The sequence below is a fragment of the Rhodococcus sp. NPDC056506 genome (assembly GCF_042794945.1).
Lineage (GTDB): Bacteria > Actinomycetota > Actinomycetes > Mycobacteriales > Mycobacteriaceae > Rhodococcus_F.
In genome coordinates this window covers 22,735-38,324 of record NZ_JBHTSW010000043.1, presented here as the reverse complement: position 1 = coordinate 38,324, position 15,590 = coordinate 22,735, and the positions used below count along the sequence as shown (strand labels likewise).

Annotated in this window: 16 protein-coding genes; 7 read left to right on the top strand and 9 right to left on the bottom strand. The window is 61.9% G+C overall.

Features of this window, described 5'->3' with window-relative positions:
* Positions 1 to 47 precede the first annotated feature (47 nt).
* Together ACFQ6H_RS25015 and ACFQ6H_RS25010 are read right to left on the bottom strand one after the other, a co-directional pair.
* Complete coding sequence (locus ACFQ6H_RS25015; RefSeq protein WP_378628329.1) at positions 48 to 905, bottom strand: helix-turn-helix domain-containing protein; 858 nt, start codon at positions 903 to 905, stop codon at positions 48 to 50.
* The gene (locus ACFQ6H_RS25010) at positions 902 to 1,846 is read right to left on the bottom strand and encodes a D-cysteine desulfhydrase family protein (RefSeq protein ID WP_378649258.1); all 945 of its coding nucleotides are present in this window, start codon (positions 1,844 to 1,846) and stop codon (positions 902 to 904) included. The genes ACFQ6H_RS25015 and ACFQ6H_RS25010 overlap by 4 nt, the downstream gene beginning before the upstream one ends.
* A gap of 56 nt (positions 1,847 to 1,902) precedes the next feature.
* Between ACFQ6H_RS25010 and ACFQ6H_RS25005 the strand changes: the two genes are divergently transcribed.
* A complete protein-coding gene (locus tag ACFQ6H_RS25005) occupies positions 1,903 to 2,589 on the top strand; it encodes a dienelactone hydrolase family protein (protein ID WP_378530934.1) in 687 nt (228 codons plus the stop codon).
* Between the two features lie 12 nt (positions 2,590 to 2,601).
* Here the strand turns inward: ACFQ6H_RS25005 and ACFQ6H_RS25000 are convergent, their stop codons facing one another.
* From ACFQ6H_RS25000 to kynB, 3 genes are read right to left on the bottom strand one after another with little or no spacing between them, the layout of a single operon-like run.
* A complete protein-coding gene (locus ACFQ6H_RS25000) occupies positions 2,602 to 4,035 on the bottom strand; it encodes an amino acid permease (RefSeq protein ID WP_378649256.1) in 1,434 nt (477 codons plus the stop codon).
* Positions 4,036 to 4,087: 52 nt separating this feature from the next.
* Positions 4,088 to 5,353, bottom strand: coding sequence for a kynureninase (gene kynU / locus ACFQ6H_RS24995; protein WP_378628317.1), 1,266 nt, complete (start codon positions 5,351 to 5,353; stop codon positions 4,088 to 4,090).
* A complete protein-coding gene (gene kynB / locus ACFQ6H_RS24990) occupies positions 5,350 to 6,081 on the bottom strand; it encodes an arylformamidase (RefSeq protein ID WP_378649254.1) in 732 nt (243 codons plus the stop codon). Before kynB ends, kynU begins: the two co-directional genes overlap by 4 nt.
* A 137-nt stretch (positions 6,082 to 6,218) precedes the next feature.
* On the opposite strand from kynB, the gene ACFQ6H_RS24985 reads away from it, so the two are divergent.
* Positions 6,219 to 6,710: an Lrp/AsnC family transcriptional regulator gene (locus tag ACFQ6H_RS24985; protein ID WP_378530925.1), complete on the top strand. Its 492-nt coding sequence runs from the start codon at positions 6,219 to 6,221 to the stop codon at positions 6,708 to 6,710.
* Between the two features lie 78 nt (positions 6,711 to 6,788).
* Here the strand turns inward: ACFQ6H_RS24985 and ACFQ6H_RS24980 are convergent, their stop codons facing one another.
* On the bottom strand, positions 6,789 to 7,385 hold the full coding sequence (locus tag ACFQ6H_RS24980; RefSeq protein ID WP_378649252.1) for a TetR/AcrR family transcriptional regulator: 597 nt from the start codon (positions 7,383 to 7,385) through the stop codon (positions 6,789 to 6,791).
* 145 nt (positions 7,386 to 7,530) lie between these two features.
* Between ACFQ6H_RS24980 and ACFQ6H_RS24975 the strand changes: the two genes are divergently transcribed.
* Genes ACFQ6H_RS24975 through ACFQ6H_RS24955 form a run of 5 tightly spaced genes read left to right on the top strand, consistent with a single transcriptional unit; the run spans position 7,531 to position 12,417 of the window.
* Positions 7,531 to 8,484 (top strand): alpha/beta fold hydrolase, encoded by a 954-nt coding sequence (locus ACFQ6H_RS24975; RefSeq protein WP_378628304.1) that lies wholly within the window; start codon positions 7,531 to 7,533, stop codon positions 8,482 to 8,484.
* Positions 8,481 to 9,365, top strand: coding sequence for a metal-dependent hydrolase (locus tag ACFQ6H_RS24970; protein ID WP_378649250.1), 885 nt, complete (start codon positions 8,481 to 8,483; stop codon positions 9,363 to 9,365). Before ACFQ6H_RS24975 ends, ACFQ6H_RS24970 begins: the two co-directional genes overlap by 4 nt.
* 32 nt (positions 9,366 to 9,397) lie before the next feature.
* Complete coding sequence (locus ACFQ6H_RS24965) at positions 9,398 to 10,480, top strand: PDR/VanB family oxidoreductase (RefSeq protein WP_378649249.1); 1,083 nt, start codon at positions 9,398 to 9,400, stop codon at positions 10,478 to 10,480.
* Positions 10,481 to 10,524: 44 nt separating this feature from the next.
* Positions 10,525 to 11,379: a GNAT family N-acetyltransferase gene (locus tag ACFQ6H_RS24960; protein ID WP_378530915.1), complete on the top strand. Its 855-nt coding sequence runs from the start codon at positions 10,525 to 10,527 to the stop codon at positions 11,377 to 11,379.
* Positions 11,380 to 11,424: 45 nt separating this feature from the next.
* A complete protein-coding gene (locus ACFQ6H_RS24955; protein ID WP_378649247.1) occupies positions 11,425 to 12,417 on the top strand; it encodes a phosphotransferase enzyme family protein in 993 nt (330 codons plus the stop codon).
* Positions 12,418 to 12,465: 48 nt separating this feature from the next.
* Here ACFQ6H_RS24955 and ACFQ6H_RS24950 read toward each other — a convergent pair whose 3' ends face one another.
* The 3 genes from ACFQ6H_RS24950 to ACFQ6H_RS24940 all read right to left on the bottom strand — a co-directional run bounded on the left by ACFQ6H_RS24950 (position 12,466) and on the right by ACFQ6H_RS24940 (position 15,588).
* On the bottom strand, positions 12,466 to 13,092 hold the full coding sequence (locus ACFQ6H_RS24950) for an MBL fold metallo-hydrolase (protein WP_007730862.1): 627 nt from the start codon (positions 13,090 to 13,092) through the stop codon (positions 12,466 to 12,468).
* The gene (locus tag ACFQ6H_RS24945) at positions 13,089 to 14,177 is read right to left on the bottom strand and encodes an S-(hydroxymethyl)mycothiol dehydrogenase (protein WP_378649245.1); all 1,089 of its coding nucleotides are present in this window, start codon (positions 14,175 to 14,177) and stop codon (positions 13,089 to 13,091) included. Before ACFQ6H_RS24945 ends, ACFQ6H_RS24950 begins: the two co-directional genes overlap by 4 nt.
* A 148-nt stretch (positions 14,178 to 14,325) precedes the next feature.
* The gene (locus tag ACFQ6H_RS24940; protein WP_378649243.1) at positions 14,326 to 15,588 is read right to left on the bottom strand and encodes a LuxR C-terminal-related transcriptional regulator; all 1,263 of its coding nucleotides are present in this window, start codon (positions 15,586 to 15,588) and stop codon (positions 14,326 to 14,328) included.
* Between the last annotated feature and the right edge of the window lie 2 nt (positions 15,589 to 15,590).

Genomic DNA, 15,590 nt, shown 5'->3' with positions numbered 1-15,590 from the left:
GCGGCGCTACACAAGTCCGATCGAGGCCCCTTGAGTCGCTGTTCGGACTAGTCCTGTAGCCAATCGGTCATTGGCGCGCACGGATGATCGATCAGGCTTGCAAACTCGCCCGGAGTCACGCCCATCGTTCGACGGAATGCCGCGCCGAACGCGCTTTCGGAACGAAAACCTGTCTTCCGCGCCACAAACGAGATGCTTCGACCGAGCGCCAGAAGTTGCATCGCGTGATGAGCCCGCAGCCGCATACGCCATTCCGAGAAGGTCAATCCGGTCTCGGCCGGAAACCTTCGGGTGAGAGTCCTCGTACTGACCTTCGCGTCGGTGGCCCACTCCTCGACCGATCGGGTGTCGGCCGGGCTGGCAACCAACTGATCTGCGATCTTCCGAAGCCACGGCGTCGTCGGCAGCGGTACATCGAAAATCAGTCGCGGAACGGGTTCGACGAGGTCGACGGCAAACGCCTCGGCTCGCCGACGCTCCGCATCCGTCAAGTCGTCTCGGGTGAGGTGATCGAGTACCTGTTCGAGCAGCGGCGGGGTGGACAAGGCCACCACACGATCCAACCCCGTCACGTCGGATGCCACCAACCACGTGCACGACAATTCGGTACCGCTGCGCGCTGTCACCTCGTGGGGAACAAAAGACGGGATCCACAGACTGACCCCGCTGGGCACCGTGTACACAGTCTCCGGAGTACGGACCTCGAGAACACCGTCGATCGCCCACAGCAATTCGTGATCGCTGTGGCGGTGCATCTCCCAGGTGTAGTCGGAGTCGACGGCCAGCCGATTGGTCGCCAACCGCAGGTACCCGTCGGCACTGACGCGCAGCGGTCGAACGACGCGTTGCCACTCGGACAGTTCGTCGAGCGGACTGCTGAGCGGGTAGTCGATCTGCTCGCTCACCGCAGCGTTGACAGTTCGGGATGTCCGAACAGGCCAGGTAACCCACCGGTGTGCAGGAAGACCGTTTTCGATCCCGTCGTGATGGCTTTGTCCTCCGCGAGTTGGATCAATCCCGCAAAGGCTCGGCCGGTGTACGTCGGGTCGAGGAAGATGCCCTCCGTACGCGCCAAGTATCGGATCGCGCTGGCTGACGCTTCCGTGAGCGTGGAATAGCCTTGGCCAACTTGGTTTCGCAGGATCTGAAGTTCCTCGGCGCGCACGGTCGGACCAGGCATCTCGTCCAATAACCCAGCGACAGTCGACACCGGGTCGGCAACGGCCCCGACATCGACGCCGACAACTCTGTCGACGCCGAGATGCGCGACAAGGCCGGCCATCGTTCCGCCCGATCCGAGTGCAACGACGACGCGATCGACGCCGAAGAGTTGCTGCTCGATCTCGCGTGCGCAGTCCACGTATCCCTGCGCGGCCACCGCGCTGGTACCGCCGAAGGGAATGACAAAAGGAACACCGCCCGAGTCAGCGACAGCCTCCGCCGCGGCGTCGACCGCGGATGCCGTGTCCCCACCTGCCCAGACGATCTCAGCGCCTGCGAGTGCATCCAGAATGAGATTGCCCTGCACGGATTCCGGCTCGGCACCACCGAGTACCAGGACACAACGCAATCCCAACCGAGCTGCTGCCGAAGCAGTCAACCGAGCGTGATTGCTTTGCGGTGCACCGGTAGTGATCAGTGTCGTCGCGCCGACGGCCAAAGCCTGAGCGCAGGTGTACTGCAATTTTCTGATCTTGTTGCCGCCGCCGCCCAGGCCGGTGACGTCGTCACGTTTGATCCACAGATCTTCCGGCCCCAATCCGAGTGCCTGCGCGCAACGCGCCAAAGGTTCGACGGGCGTCGGCCAACTGCCCAAGCTGATCGGTTGTACGGCGGAACTGAACATTTGACGAGTCTAGTTCGACGGTCCATCTACAGTCTGGTCTCGCTTACAGTCTGGATATGGGAACTTTCACGACGACCACACACGACGTGCCGCTGACCGTCAGCCGACCGGATTCGCCAGGTGAGCCGAAGCATGCGGTGGTGGTTCTCCAAGAGGCGTGGGGCGTGAACAAGCACATCGAGAGCATCCTCGAGCGTCTCGCCGATGCCGGCTACCTTGCCGTGGCTCCGCACCTCTACCACCGCGGCGCGCAGACGTCCTTCACCGACTTTCCGTCCGCCAAGGACGCGCTCATGGCACTCGACAGCACAACCATCGGCCACGACGTACGTGCCGCTGTCGACTACAGCCGATCCGAGGGAGCAGACAAGGTCGGCTCCCTCGGATTCTGCATGGGCGGCACCGCGTCACTGTGGTGCGCCGCGGTGCCCCTCGTCGATTCTGCCGTTACCTACTACGGTGGCGGCGTTGCAGAAGCCCGATGGAATGGGATTGCGGCAGGCACCGAACTCGCTACGCAACTGCAGGTCCCATGGCTCGGCCACTACGGCGACCTGGATCCGAGCATCCCACCCGAGAGCGTCGAGCAATTGCGCGCAACTGCCTCCGACCTCGCCCAGGTGTACCGCTATGCCGATGCCGGCCACGCGTTCAACAACGACACTTCGGCCAGCCACTATGCCCCAGATTCTGCTGCCCTCGCGTGGACCCGCACTATGGAGTTCTTCGCCGAAACCCTGTGATTCCAAGATGAGTCAGGGAACTCGCTTGACGACGGTCCCCGTGACCTCGTCCTGAATCTGGTCGGCATCTATTGCTCGACTCTGCGCCCGACGCGATCGAGTGAAGTAGTAGATGCCGATCACGGCCAGGACAAACGGAACTCCGAACACCAGCGTCATCTTGAAATCGTCGACCCACAACGTGGTGATCAGAATCGCGACCATGAGGGCACCGCCGAGGATTGTCCCCACAGGAAAGAACGGGATCGTAAAGGAGAGCTTTGTTCCGTCCTCTTTCATCCGCTTGCGAAAGAACCAGTGCGTCACGAAGATCAGTAGCCACGTCGCCATAGCCCCGAACATCGACAACGAAATCATCAAGGTGAATGCCTGCTCGGGAAAGAGCACGTAGACAATTGTCGCGACGGCGATACCCGACGTCGACAGCAACAAGGCGTTGACCGGTGAGCCGTTGGCTCGGACTTTGCCGAGAATTGCCGGTGCGTCACCGGCGCGTGAGAGCGAGAACATCATGCGCGAAGACACGTACAACTGACTATTCATCGCGGACAGTGCGGCAATGATCACCACGAAGTTCAGCACGCTGTCTGCGCCCGGAATCTTCACGACCTGCATCACCGTGACGAAAGGGCTTCCGCCGCTCAAGATCTTGTCCATCGGAGCGATTGCCAGTATCAAGGCAAGCGTTGCAATGTAAAAGACGAACAGCCGAACGATCGTCACACGGAATGCTTTCTTCACCGCCACTGCCGGGTTTTCCGCCTCACCAGCTGCAATGGCGATCATCTCGATGCTCAAGTAGCTGAAGATCGATACGATCACGGCAAACCACATGCCGGACAAACCATTCGGGAAGAATCCGCCACCCGACGTGTAATTGTGGAATCCATAGTCAGGATTTCCACTACCGAACACGACATACGCTGCCATCACGATGAACGCAACGATCGCGAAGACCTTGATCGTCGAGAACCAGTACTCCATCGTTCCGAAAGCCTTGACGTTGAACATGTTCACCCCGATCAGCACTCCGGAGAACAACACGATCCACAGCCACGACGGTACGTCGGCGAACCAGAACTGCATGTATTCACCGATTGCGGTGACCTCGGTACCGACAGCGAGGACGATGCACGACCAGTAGAGATAGCGAACGAGGAAGCCGATCAACGGTCCGACGTAGAACTCGGCGTACGCACCGAACGAACCCGATGTCGCATGTGCGACGGTCATTTCGGCGAGGGCACCCATCAGCAGCAGGGCGATCAACCCACCGATCGCGTAACTGATGATGACGCTCGGGCCGGCAAATCCGATGGCGAACTTACTGCCGAGGAAGAGTCCGGTGCCGATTGCACCGCCGAGCGCGATCATGCTCATCTGCTTGGGGCCGAGTTCGCGTTTGAGACCTGATTCTCGCTGCTGAATGTTTTTGAAATCACTCATGAAAGCTCCTTGCGAAAGGCGGTACCTCCCGGTCCGCGGAAACTTGGAAGAATCAGGTGACTGCGTCGCGCTCGCGGAATTCGGGGCGATCCCAGGACTTGTTCTCGAGGATGTCTCGCAACACGTCGACGGCGTTCCACACGTCGGCGTAGCCGAGATAGAGCGGAGTGATACCGAACCTCAACACTCCTGGTTCGCGGTAGTCGCCGATGACGCCCCGCGCGATGAGAGCCTTCATTATCGAATAACCCTCGGGATGAACAAAACTCACGTGCGATCCACGACGCTCATGTTCGCGTGGCGTGATCAACTCCAACCCGTAGGCAGCGCAACGCTCCTCGACGAGGTCGATGAAGAGATCGGCCAGCGCGAGCGACTTGCTCCGGATGTCGGCCATGTCAGCTTTGAGCGCGACGTCGAGACCACATTCGACAAGCGACAACGACGTGATGGGTTGAGTACCACTCAGAAAGCGCCGTATTCCTGCGCCGGGTTCGTAGGCCGACTCCATCGCAAACGGTCGCGCGTGCCCCCACCACCCGGACAGTGGCTGGATTCCGGTGTTCTGATGACGACGGTTGACCCAGATGAATGCAGGCGAACCTGGACCACCGTTGAGATACTTGTACGTGCACCCGACTGCGAAGTCGGCGTCGGCGCCGCCCAGGTCGACAGCGACGGCGCCAGCCGAGTGTGCGAGATCCCAGATCATGAGCGCGCCACGCTCCTGCACTGCTGCAGTGACTTCCGTCATCGCATACAGGTTTCCGGTGCGGTAGTTGACGTGCGACAACATCACTACGGCGGTGTCCGGTCCTACTGCTTCGGTGAGATCGCCCGGTTGGTCGATCAGGCGTAGTTCGTATCCCTGATCGAGCAGCGAGATGATGCCCTCCGCAATGTAGAGGTCGGTGGGGAAATTGTCTCGCTCGGAGACGATTACCTTCCGGCTGGGATCCTGCGCAGCCGCGATGGACAGTGCGGAGGCCAATGCCTTGAACAGGTTGATCGACGTCGAATCCGTTACTACCACTTCGCCTTCACCTGCTCCCAGCAACGGGGCAAGTTTGTCACCGAGGCGGATCGGGAGGTCGAACCATCCAGCCTCGTTCCAACTGCGAACCAAGCCGTTGCCCCACTCGCCGCCGATCACTCTCGCGGCGTATTCCTGTGCAGCAATGGGACGCGCGCCGAGCGAGTTTCCGTCGAAGTAGAGGACGCCCTCTGGAATCGCGAACTCGCGGCGGAACTCCCTCAAGGGATCCACTGCGTCGGCCTTGACGCAGTCTTCCAACGAAAGGGTGGTTGTCGATGTCATGACGATTCTTCTCCTGCATGTGTCGGCGTTGAAAGTGATGAAGGCAGAGTCCGGAGCACTGCGCGTACCGGGCTGGCATCGAGGTCGAGGAACTTCAGCGGCAGGGCGATCAACTCGTAGTAGCCTTCGTCGACGTCGTCGAGGCAAAGTCCTTCGAGGATCGCGACGCCACGATCGCTTGCCGCGTGGTGCCCGTCCATGGTCTTGCTGTCCATCGGATCGAACGAGGCGCCGTCGATTCCGATCAGAACGCCACCGCGGTCGGCGAACCAGTGCGTCAGCTCCGGAGAAACACCGGCGAAGTCGTTGTCCCACTCGCGCGGGTACTTCGGGTACGTCCTCAGAATCAGCCGTTGCGGCAGATGGCCGCCGAGTCGCTCCACCGTCTCTTCGACGGGCCTGATGCGGGCGGCACCGTCGACCCCCGTCATGTCGACCACCAGTGCTTCGCCGAGATAGGGCTCGAGGGGGACAGAACCGATGGTCGCGCCGTCGATGCGAGTGTGCGCCGGGGCATCGGCGTGAGCACCGATATGCGGAGTGGTGGTGATTCGGTTGATGGTGACGGCGTCACTGCCGCCGAGGTCTGACGTGACAGCGCGGGTGAAGGCGGTATCGCCTGGCCACACGGGCGTCGATTCGGAGATCGGCGGGCTGATGTCGATCACCCGTGCCACCCAGTCGCCCGCGTGTCCGTCGCCCGTGTGTCGGCCGATCCTCGGAAGCATCCAGACCCCTTCGTCGCAACAGTCGACTGTGTCGATCTCGACCGTTTGATAATTCGATGTGTTTGGCAAAAGCTAGAATCATCGACGGGCGCGGTCAATAGTTGCTGAATATTTTCGCGACGACAGGGAGAAATCGGATGATAAATGCGATCGAACGGGCAGCTGCCGCGGCGCGGCCGAATCATGTTCGGCTCGACGACGTCGATACAGCGATTCTCCGCGAACTCGTCCGGGATGCACGCATCCCCAACAATGCACTCGCCGAGAAGGTCGGGATCGCACCGTCGACCGCCCTGGCGCGGATGCGCGCTCTACGCGAATCGGGCGTCATCAAGGGGTTTCACGCAGACATAGACCTCGAGCTACTCGGCCTCGAGATCTCGGCGATGGTGTCGATTCTGATTCACTCCCACGCCAGGAGTCGGATGACGGAAATTGCCGAGCACCTGAGCGGACTGGATTCCGTTCAGCGAGTGTTCCTGATGAGTGGGGACCGTGATCTTCTGGTGCACGTGTCGTGCGAATCCCCTACTCGGCTTCGCGATTTCGTCAGCGCGCACCTCAACGATCCGGCCATCGCCAACACACAGACCAACCTGATCTTCAGCGAACTACAACAGGGCGATTGAACAACAGGGGCGATTGAACGACAGCAAGATTGAAACAAGGGTGGCCGACGAACACCCGTCTAACGATTCTCGAACGCTCTACGCGCGAAGCTCGCCCAGATGTAGAGATACGAGCTCGGCGAGATGCACGGCAACCTGATCCAACGGACGCACCGATCGCGACGAGATGGCGAGGACCGCGGCGCCCTCTATCGCGCACACCGTCGTCGCGGCAAGTGATCGGGCCACGGACTCACCTACCCCCGCGCGCTCGAGCTGCGCGGCAAGCAGGTTCATCCAATCGGCGAATACTTCCGCGGCAACTGCCGGCGCCAAGGGAGCCTCGGTGCCACCCAGTGCCGCAGCGACGATCGGGCATCCGGCGGTGAAATCACTGGCTTCCAGTGTGTCCTTCCACATCTGAACGAAGGCGACAAGACTCTCGACAGGACCGTCCGTCGCGGTGAATTCCGCGATGATCGAACTCATCAGCTGCCCGGCCACCCGCGTGGACTCCTCGACGAGCTGTGCCTTCCCCCTCGGGAAGTTCTGATAAACCGAGCGCCGAGCGGTATCGCTCCGAGCCAGCAAGTCGGTGATTCCCGTACCGGCAACGCCGCGTTCCCGCACGAGGGCGATCGTGCCTGCGATGAGCCGTTCTCGCGGACTCGGTGTTTCTCGCGGACTCGGTGTCATGAGTATCCATCCTCGGGTTCAGCGACCGACCCTTGCGGTAGCACGATCAGTCTACTATCTTATCCAGAATACGTTACTGCCATTCACATATACATGGCCGAGGCGCTCGGGTACACCCCGCCGTCACATCCACAAAGGACTTCACATGACAGCCTTGAACCAACCTTTTCCTCGCGTGGCGACACGGTTCGTCGAAGCCTCGGACGGGGTACGACTGGCAGTGTTCGAGCGGGGGAACCCGAGTGGGCCGACAGTTCTGTGCGTGCACGGATTTCCCGATGACCACGAGGTCTGGGACGGAGTGACCAGCGAACTCGCGTCGACGATGCGTGTGGTGACTTTCGACGTGCGAGGTTCGGGAGCGTCCGGGCACCCGAACCGGATCAGGGACTATCGACTCGACCAGTTGGCAGACGACATCGGTCGGGTACTCGACGAGGTCTCACCCGGGCGTCCGGTGCATCTGGTCGGGCACGATTGGGGTTCTGTGCAGGCCTGGCATGCCGCCACCGCTTCAGCACAGAGGCACCACTTCGCGTCGCTGACCTCGATCTCCGGACCTTGCCTCGATCACGTTCCCTATTGGATACGGTCACGCCTCGCAGCGGGACCCGCCGGCTGGAAAGACATTCTGGGACAGTGGAAGTCGCCACTGTACATGGGTTTCTTCCAGCTCCCGTGGATTGCACCGCTGGCGTGCCGGCTAGGCCTGGTCGACAGAACAATCACTCTGGCCTCGCTTTTCGAAACTTCGAGCTCCGAGTCGGCAGCGCGTTCCGCCCCGGTCTCGGCGCACCGCGCTCGGGAGAATCGCAGCGCCCTCCGGATCTACACCGCAAACTTGCTTCCGCGCCTGCTTCGCCCGCAACAGCGCACCACTGATCTGCCCGTACAGGTTCTTGCTCCCCGTCGGGACATCTTCATCACTCCCGCAAGCCAAGTCGACATCGGTCGCTGGGCAGCCGATTCACGGGTTCACTCCGTCGACGGCGGTCACTGGATACCTCTGTTCAACCCGACAGTCGTTGCCGATCTCGTGCGGTCCTTCGCCCGGGAGCACGCAGAAGAAACCACCGAATCGAACGGAGAACCACGATGAGCGCACCCACCGACGTCGACAAAGACGCAGACAAGGTCGCCCTCGCAGCCCGAAACGTGTCCTGGGACTGGACCGGGCTGCCGATGCACTACTTCGACGCCAATCCGTTCGCTACGCACCTGGCAAACGGGATGAACATGCTCCTGCCCGAGGGCGAAGTGTTCTTCGTCGACGTCTTCCAACAAGCACTGCCCCTGATCAAGGACGACGCCGTTCGCGCGGACGTGATCGGGTTCATCGGCCAGGAAGCGACACATTCCTCGGCACACCAATCGCTGCTCGAGTATCTCAATGGCGAGGGACTCGAGACCGAACCATTCGTCGAGCAGATCCGGTGGATGTTCCGCCGCCTTCTCGGCGACCGTGATCTCACCGGACGCAAAGCCCAGTCTTGGCTCCTCGAACGTGTCGCTCTCGTCGCCGCCCTCGAACACTTCACTTCCTACCTCGGGGATTGGGGGCTCAACGCCCGAGGCTGGGACAAAACCCTCGACCCGAAAGTCCTCGATCTGTTCCGCTGGCACCTGGCCGAGGAAGTCGAACACCGCCATGTGGCGTTCGACCTCTTCACCCACCTCGACGGCGGCTACCTGCGAAGAGTACGTACTTGGATAATCGCTGCACCGATGCTCGTCATTCTCTGGGTGCGGGGCATTCGCTACATGATGTCAGTGGATCCTGCGCTCGGCGGAAACACCCGGCGGATCAAGCTCCGCGATGTTCGCCTGGCGATGAAGAAGGGCCTGATGCCAAGTCCGTGGAGCCTGACACGGATGTTCTTCGAGTACTTCCGCCCCGGTTACCACCCGTCGCGGTACGGCTCGACCAGCCAAGCAGTTGCCTACCTCGCCTCGTCACCGGCAGCTCGCGCCGCCGCCTGAGTAACGCACACCGCCCGATCTGGAGTACGCGAATGACCCGATTCAGTCCCCCACCCGTACCTGCGTCCCTGCGCCGACCACACAAACCTGACCGACTGATGTCCGGCCTGCAGTCCCTGATCCGCGGATACTCCGCCGTGACCAGCCGGGTGCGCATCATCGAACCCACCCCAGTCGACCGGACACTGAGCCTCGTCGTGACAGAGACGAACCTCGAGGCCGACGGAGTGCGGAGCCTGCGTCTGGAATCCGCAGGCGGGACCATCCTCCCGCGGTGGTACCCGGGCGCACACATCGATCTGACGCTCCCTTCGGGAACGATCAGGCAGTACTCGCTCTGCGGCGATCACACCGATACGCGTAGTTACCGGATCGCGGTCCGCCGGATCCCTGACGGAGGAGGAGGATCGACCGAGATTCACGATCGAGTGACTACGGGTACCGCACTCACCGGAGGCGGCCCTCGAAACGCGTTTCCCTTCGCGTACCCGCACCTGGCACGAGCAGACATCTCCCGCGTCACCTTCATCGCCGCAGGCATCGGTATCACCGCGATTCTGCCCATGGTGCGTGCCGCGGCGTCGTCGTACGTCGATTGGCATCTGACCTACCTCGGCCGGGACACCCTGTCCATGCCGTTTCTGGGCGAGATCAGCGAATTGGACTCCAACCGGGTCCGGATCCTCACCGGCCCGCGCCGCCCGGCCGCAGAACTGCTTACACACGCCGGCCCAGCTACGTCCGTCTATTTCTGTGGCCCGCCGGCCCTCCTGACCGACATTCGAGCCGAATTCGACCGAACAGGCTCCGCCGGTCTGCATTTCGAGAGATTCATCCCCGAACCTGTTGTCGGGGGAAAGCCCTTCGAGATCCGATTTGCGCACAGCACGGATTCGATCGACGTCGCCGCGGACCAGTCAGCGCTCGCTGCAATAAGAACCGCAAGGGCCGATGTGAGGTACTCGTGTCAGCAGGGATTCTGCGGCACGTGCCGAGTACGGGTCATCAGCGGAGAGGTCGACCGCCGAGGACGATCAGCGTTCCTCGACGAACCAGACACCATGCTTGTCTGCACCGATCGAGCCAACTCCGCCCAACTCACCATCGAACTGTAACCGCGAGTGATCAATCCAAGCCCAGCGTGAGAGGCTGACCAACCATGTCGACGTCCGATTCCGTCACACCACTTTGCCCGCCGGAATTAGCCTCCGGCGCCAAGAGATTCGCAGTTCGCCCCGGCTTCACCGGCCTGCATTGGACAAACGTGGCCAAACAATTGTCGCCCGGCGGCCGGGAAATCCTTCGCAGAGACTTCGTTCCGGTTGCGGTCGAAACATTCACCGGAACAGCCCCGGAGTTCTGGAGCGACTGGCTCTCCGATGCCAAACTTGATGACCTCAAGGGTCTGGTCGTCGTGCTCGATGCGAGTGGTACTCCCGCAGCCTGGGTCGCAAGCAATCAACGAGAATTCGGCGGACGGTCATGCTTCTATGCCAACTCGGCGGGAGTGCACCCGAACTACCAAGGGTCAGGTCTCTCGAGCGCAATTTGGCGAGAACTGTTGCGTAGCGCAATCGTTGAATCGGCGCCGCGCAGACTGTATGCGGTCATGCGTACAGCCAACCCCATCGTCTACGGCGCGTGGTCGGCAGGCGCAGGTGGACTCGACAAGGCATATCCGTCACCGATCTCCACCGAAATTCCCGATCGTGTCCAGCGAATCGCGAAGGACGCAGCAGCGTACCTCGGTCAGCTCGACCGACTCGACCCGAACACTTTGATCATCGAAAATGCCTACGAACACACCGAGAACGGGCTTTGGACCGAACGGCCCACGTCAGATCAAGACTCCGTCGACAGCTGGATGCAGGCCACCCTCGGCCCGAAAGACGCGATCATGCTCGTCGTGGCATTCGACCCGATCCCCTTGCTGTTCGACGAGATCGTGCGAACCGTGCGCATACGCTCGGGAATCGGAACAGCCGGGTCGTCGAGGAGCTCCCGCAAGGCGTGAGGAGATCGTCCGCAATCAGCGGAGATCATTAACTAAGGTCGAAGTATGTTGCCGCTGGGGTTGTCCATGCTCTGGGAAACGGTGGAGCCGGAAGTTGCGCTGGAAGAGCGATTCGGATTCAACGGCTTTGGCGCAGCCACCCGTTGGGTCTCGGCGGTACTCGAGCAGACTTGGGGATTGACGGCCCTCGAGTGCTCGCGAATGGCGATCAGTGACCAGAACGCGATTGTGTGGGTTGCGAGCGACCGAGGTGGGCTGGTGGTGAAGTGGTCGCGAGCCACAGAGCGCTTCGCGAACCTGGAGGCATCGACGCGCCTGCTGAGCGCACTCGCTGAGGTGGGTATACCCGTTCCGTCGCCGATCACGTCCCTGAACGGATTGGACAGGGAAACACTGCTGGTTCGGGAAACACTGCTGGTCCGGGAAACACTGGAAGGCCCTTCATGCGCAGTGTCATTCGCCGTACTGCCGGAGTTGGCGGGAGATTGGTTGGACGTGCAGGACCACTCGGCGGTCCGGTCGGCCGGAGCCTGTCTGGCAGAGATACACCGAGCGCTCGGTGCCACCCACGTCGACGGATCGGTGTTCTCGTTGCGCACTACCGGGTTGAAGGAGCGCATCGGTGGCTGGCTGGAGAGTTTCAACCGCGGGTTTGTGCCTGAGGCAACACGTAGGCTCACGAACCTCCTGGAGCGGGCGTCCGAACTCGATGACCGAACTCAACTGGTACACAACGACTTCCGCGCAGCCAACATCTTGACTCGAAACTCTCAGACCACCGGAGTACTCGACTTCGACGACGTGGTGATCGACCACCGGGTGAGCGACCTGGCCAAGGCAAGCGTCTATCTGGGCACTCTGTTCACCGATTGGCGACCGACACCGATCGCGGTACGGCAGAGCCTGCGCGCCGGCTACGAATCTGTACGTCCCCTCAGCCGATCCGAGACAGAATGGTTCGAGATCCTCGAACTGTGGCACGGCCTGATGGCAATCCCGGGTGAGAACGACACCGCCGGTTGGGCCTCCGCGTTGTAACGAAAGTGGGGACACCGATACGGCGTCCCCACTTCGCTTCTGATCACATCAGGATCCGGCGCGGATCCATTCTTCGAGATGCGGCGCCTCGGTACCGATCGTCGTGCCGTCGCCGTGACCGGTGTGAACCTTGGTCTCGGCGGGGAGCGCGAACAGCTTGTCGCGAATGGACCCGATGATGGTCGGGAAGTCTGAGTACGACCGCCCCGTTGCGCCGGGTCCACCGGAGAACAAGGTGTCGCCGCTGAACAGTTCCCCCGCCTCGGGCAGGTAGAGGCAGGTCGACCCCGGGGAATGGCCCGGTGTGTGGATGGCCAGAATGTCCGTGCCCGCCACAGCAATACGCTGATCATCTTCCAAGCTCAGATGCTTCACCCCGGGGTGAGTCATCTCCCAGAGCACGTCGTCGGCCGGGTTCAGGTAGATCGGAGCGTCGAGCTTCTCGGCCAGTTCCGGCGCAACCGTGACGTGATCGTTGTGACCGTGGGTGCAGACGATTCCGATCACCTTGCGTCCACCGACAGCGTCGATGATCGGCTGCGCGGTGTGGGCTGCGTCGACAATTACCACTTCGTTGTCGTCACCGATCAGCCAGATGTTGTTGTCGACGTCCCACGTTCCGCCGTCGAGGCTGAACGTGCCCGAAGTGACTACACGATCCACACGCAATGTCACAGGACCACCACCGAACGAAGGACCTCGCCGCGGTGCATCGTCTCGAAGGCCTTCTCGACCTCGTCGAGCTTGATTCGCTCACTGACGAACTTCTCGAGCGGCAGACGCCCCTGCTGGTACAGGTCGACCAGAACGGGGAAGTCACGCTCGGGCAGGCAATCGCCGTACCACGACGACTTGAGGGCTCCGCCGCGCGAGAAGAAGTCCACCAGAGGCATTTCCAGCTTCATGTCCGGCGTCGGAACTCCCACCAGCACTACGGTTCCCGCGAGGTCGCGGGCGTAGAACGCCTGCTTCCAGGTCTCGGGACGGCCGACTGCGTCGACAACCACGTCGGCACCGAAACCTCCGGTCAGCTCCTGGACTGCCTCGACGACGTCGTCGACCTCGGTGGCATTGATCGTGTGCGTGGCACCAAGTTCTGTGGCCCACTCCAGCTTTCGGGGATCGCGGTCGATCGCGATGATGGTGTTGGCACCGGCCAGGCGTGAACCCATGATCGCTGCGTCGCCGACGCCGCCGCAACCGATCACGGCAACCGAATCACCGCGTCCGACGTTGCCGGTGTTCATCGCGGCGCCCATGCCGGCCATGACGCCGCAACCGAGCAGTCCGACGACAGCCGGATCGGCCGAGGCGTCGACCTTGGTGCACTGGCCTTCGTGAACCAGCGTCTTGTCTGCGAATGCGCCGATGCCGAGTGCCGGCGTCAGTTCCGTGCCGTCTTCGAGCGTCATCTTCTGCTCGGCGTTGAACGTGTCGAAGCAGTACTGCGGGCGGCCACGCTTACACGCGCGACACTGCCCGCATACGGCACGCCAGTTGAGGACGACGAAGTCGCCCACCTCGACATGAGTGACACCGGGTCCGACACTCTCGACGATGCCCGACGCCTCGTGCCCGAGCAGGAACGGGTACTCGTCGTTGATTCCGCCGTCGCGGTAGGTCAGGTCGGTGTGGCACACACCGCACGCTGCAATGGCGATCACTACCTCGTTGGCGCCGGGATCGGGAATCGTGATGGGGACGATTTCGACGGGGGCACCCTTGGATCGGGCGATGACGCCGCGTACCTGCTGTGGCATGGCTTTGCTCCTGGCTTCGTGCGATTGAGGACGTGTCGTCACATGGCGCCGTGTTTTCACATTGCGATATGTGCACTCGTTGAAAGGTTAGCCCGAAGCAGGTGCCCGCAACCCTGGTCGAACTGACTGACCGACCTGGCCGAAAGGACTAGGGCGCGGGCTTCACGCCGGCCTCGGCGCCCGCGGCGGCCGCCGCACCCCGACTCTCGACGCCCAATTTCCGCAGGACCCCGGCAACATGAAACTTGACTGTGCTCTCACTGACGCCGAGTCGCTCCGAGATTGCCTTGTTGCGCCGTCCGGCCACCAGATGCTCGAGTACCTCGAACTCCCGCGGTGCCAGTTCTGTGAGGACGTCGCGATTCGGTAGGGCGACGGGGGCGTCGAGCGGGATGGTTGCGCTGATCCGATTCCCCCACCCAGGCGTCGACTCGGATTCGACGGTTCCACCCAAAGTCTCTACCCGAGAACGTAATTGACGTTCCACATCGATCACGTCGGCTTCGCCGCCGCCGTCGTCGCGAATGTCGATCGAGAGTGAGGCCGCGTCGAGCGTCCAGGCCACCCGGATACGCGAGAGCGTCTGCTGATCCGACAAAGCCAAGACCGCGCCGCGAACCACTGCTCGGGCGCCGTGCGCAACTTCGCCGGGCAGACCGCGACCGTCGACGGGTGGCTCCACCAACTCCAACGCGATTTCCCGATGCTTGAGCAGCGAACGCAATTCCCCACGCATCCGTGCAAAAGCCGTGGTGGTCGACTCTTCGGCCAACTCGCGGTGCACGTCGACGGCTGAACGCAGGCCGATCAGAGCCGAGGCCGCAGTCTCCCTGGCCGAGGTTCGCGCTCGTGTGTCGTCGAGATCAGCCGAGCGCAGCGTCGCCAGCATCGTCTCGAGGGTGGCCGCATGCACCTCGGTCATCTCTGCGACGGTGCGTGCCCGCTCGGACGACGCTGCCCGCGACTCGGCGAGATATGCCGGGCTCGCGTTCCGCACCTGGAGCTGAATTCCGGTTGCAGTCACCGCGAACAGTGCCTGGATCAAATCGAGGGATGCCGCCTTCACCGGTCCGGAGTGTGGCGTCAGTACGAGGAGGGTGTCTGTTCGATCGAGCATCGCGAGCACTTCACGATCCCGGCCGGCGATAGCGCACTTTCCCCGAAAGATCTGTCCGACAGTGAGATCTGTACGGATACGGTCGAGTTCGGCGATGGTCACACGATCGACGACAGTTGGATCCCCGGCAACCTTGCGCGGCCTACCGGTGCACTCACGGGTGAAGATCACCAGGGAGGTGTGCGGCGCCTTATCCGCGATCAGCGTCGAAAATCGTCGGCCGATTTCGGGTAGCGGTCCGACCAACACGTCTCGAAGGGCGGTGATCAGTAGCGCATTGTCGGTGGTGCTCACCG

Bases quoted from the DNA above. Each gene is read 5' to 3' on its own strand.
- ACFQ6H_RS25005 (WP_378530934.1), top strand. From the start codon at position 1,903: ATGGGAACTTTCACGACGACCACACACGACGTGCCGCTGACCGTCAGC.
- ACFQ6H_RS25000 (WP_378649256.1), bottom strand. From the start codon at position 4,035: ATGAGTGATTTCAAAAACATTCAGCAGCGAGAATCAGGTCTCAAACGC.
- ACFQ6H_RS24955 (WP_378649247.1), top strand. From the start codon at position 11,425: ATGTTGCCGCTGGGGTTGTCCATGCTCTGGGAAACGGTGGAGCCGGAA.
- kynU (WP_378628317.1), bottom strand. From the start codon at position 5,353: ATGACATCGACAACCACCCTTTCGTTGGAAGACTGCGTCAAGGCCGAC.
- ACFQ6H_RS24945 (WP_378649245.1), bottom strand. From the start codon at position 14,177: ATGCCACAGCAGGTACGCGGCGTCATCGCCCGATCCAAGGGTGCCCCC.
- ACFQ6H_RS25010 (WP_378649258.1), bottom strand. From the start codon at position 1,846: ATGTTCAGTTCCGCCGTACAACCGATCAGCTTGGGCAGTTGGCCGACG.
- ACFQ6H_RS24965 (WP_378649249.1), top strand. From the start codon at position 9,398: ATGACCCGATTCAGTCCCCCACCCGTACCTGCGTCCCTGCGCCGACCA.
- ACFQ6H_RS24975 (WP_378628304.1), top strand. From the start codon at position 7,531: ATGACAGCCTTGAACCAACCTTTTCCTCGCGTGGCGACACGGTTCGTC.
- ACFQ6H_RS24985 (WP_378530925.1), top strand. From the start codon at position 6,219: ATGATAAATGCGATCGAACGGGCAGCTGCCGCGGCGCGGCCGAATCAT.
- ACFQ6H_RS24980 (WP_378649252.1), bottom strand. From the start codon at position 7,385: ATGACACCGAGTCCGCGAGAAACACCGAGTCCGCGAGAACGGCTCATC.
- ACFQ6H_RS24970 (WP_378649250.1), top strand. From the start codon at position 8,481: ATGAGCGCACCCACCGACGTCGACAAAGACGCAGACAAGGTCGCCCTC.
- kynB (WP_378649254.1), bottom strand. From the start codon at position 6,081: ATGCTTCCGAGGATCGGCCGACACACGGGCGACGGACACGCGGGCGAC.
- ACFQ6H_RS24960 (WP_378530915.1), top strand. From the start codon at position 10,525: ATGTCGACGTCCGATTCCGTCACACCACTTTGCCCGCCGGAATTAGCC.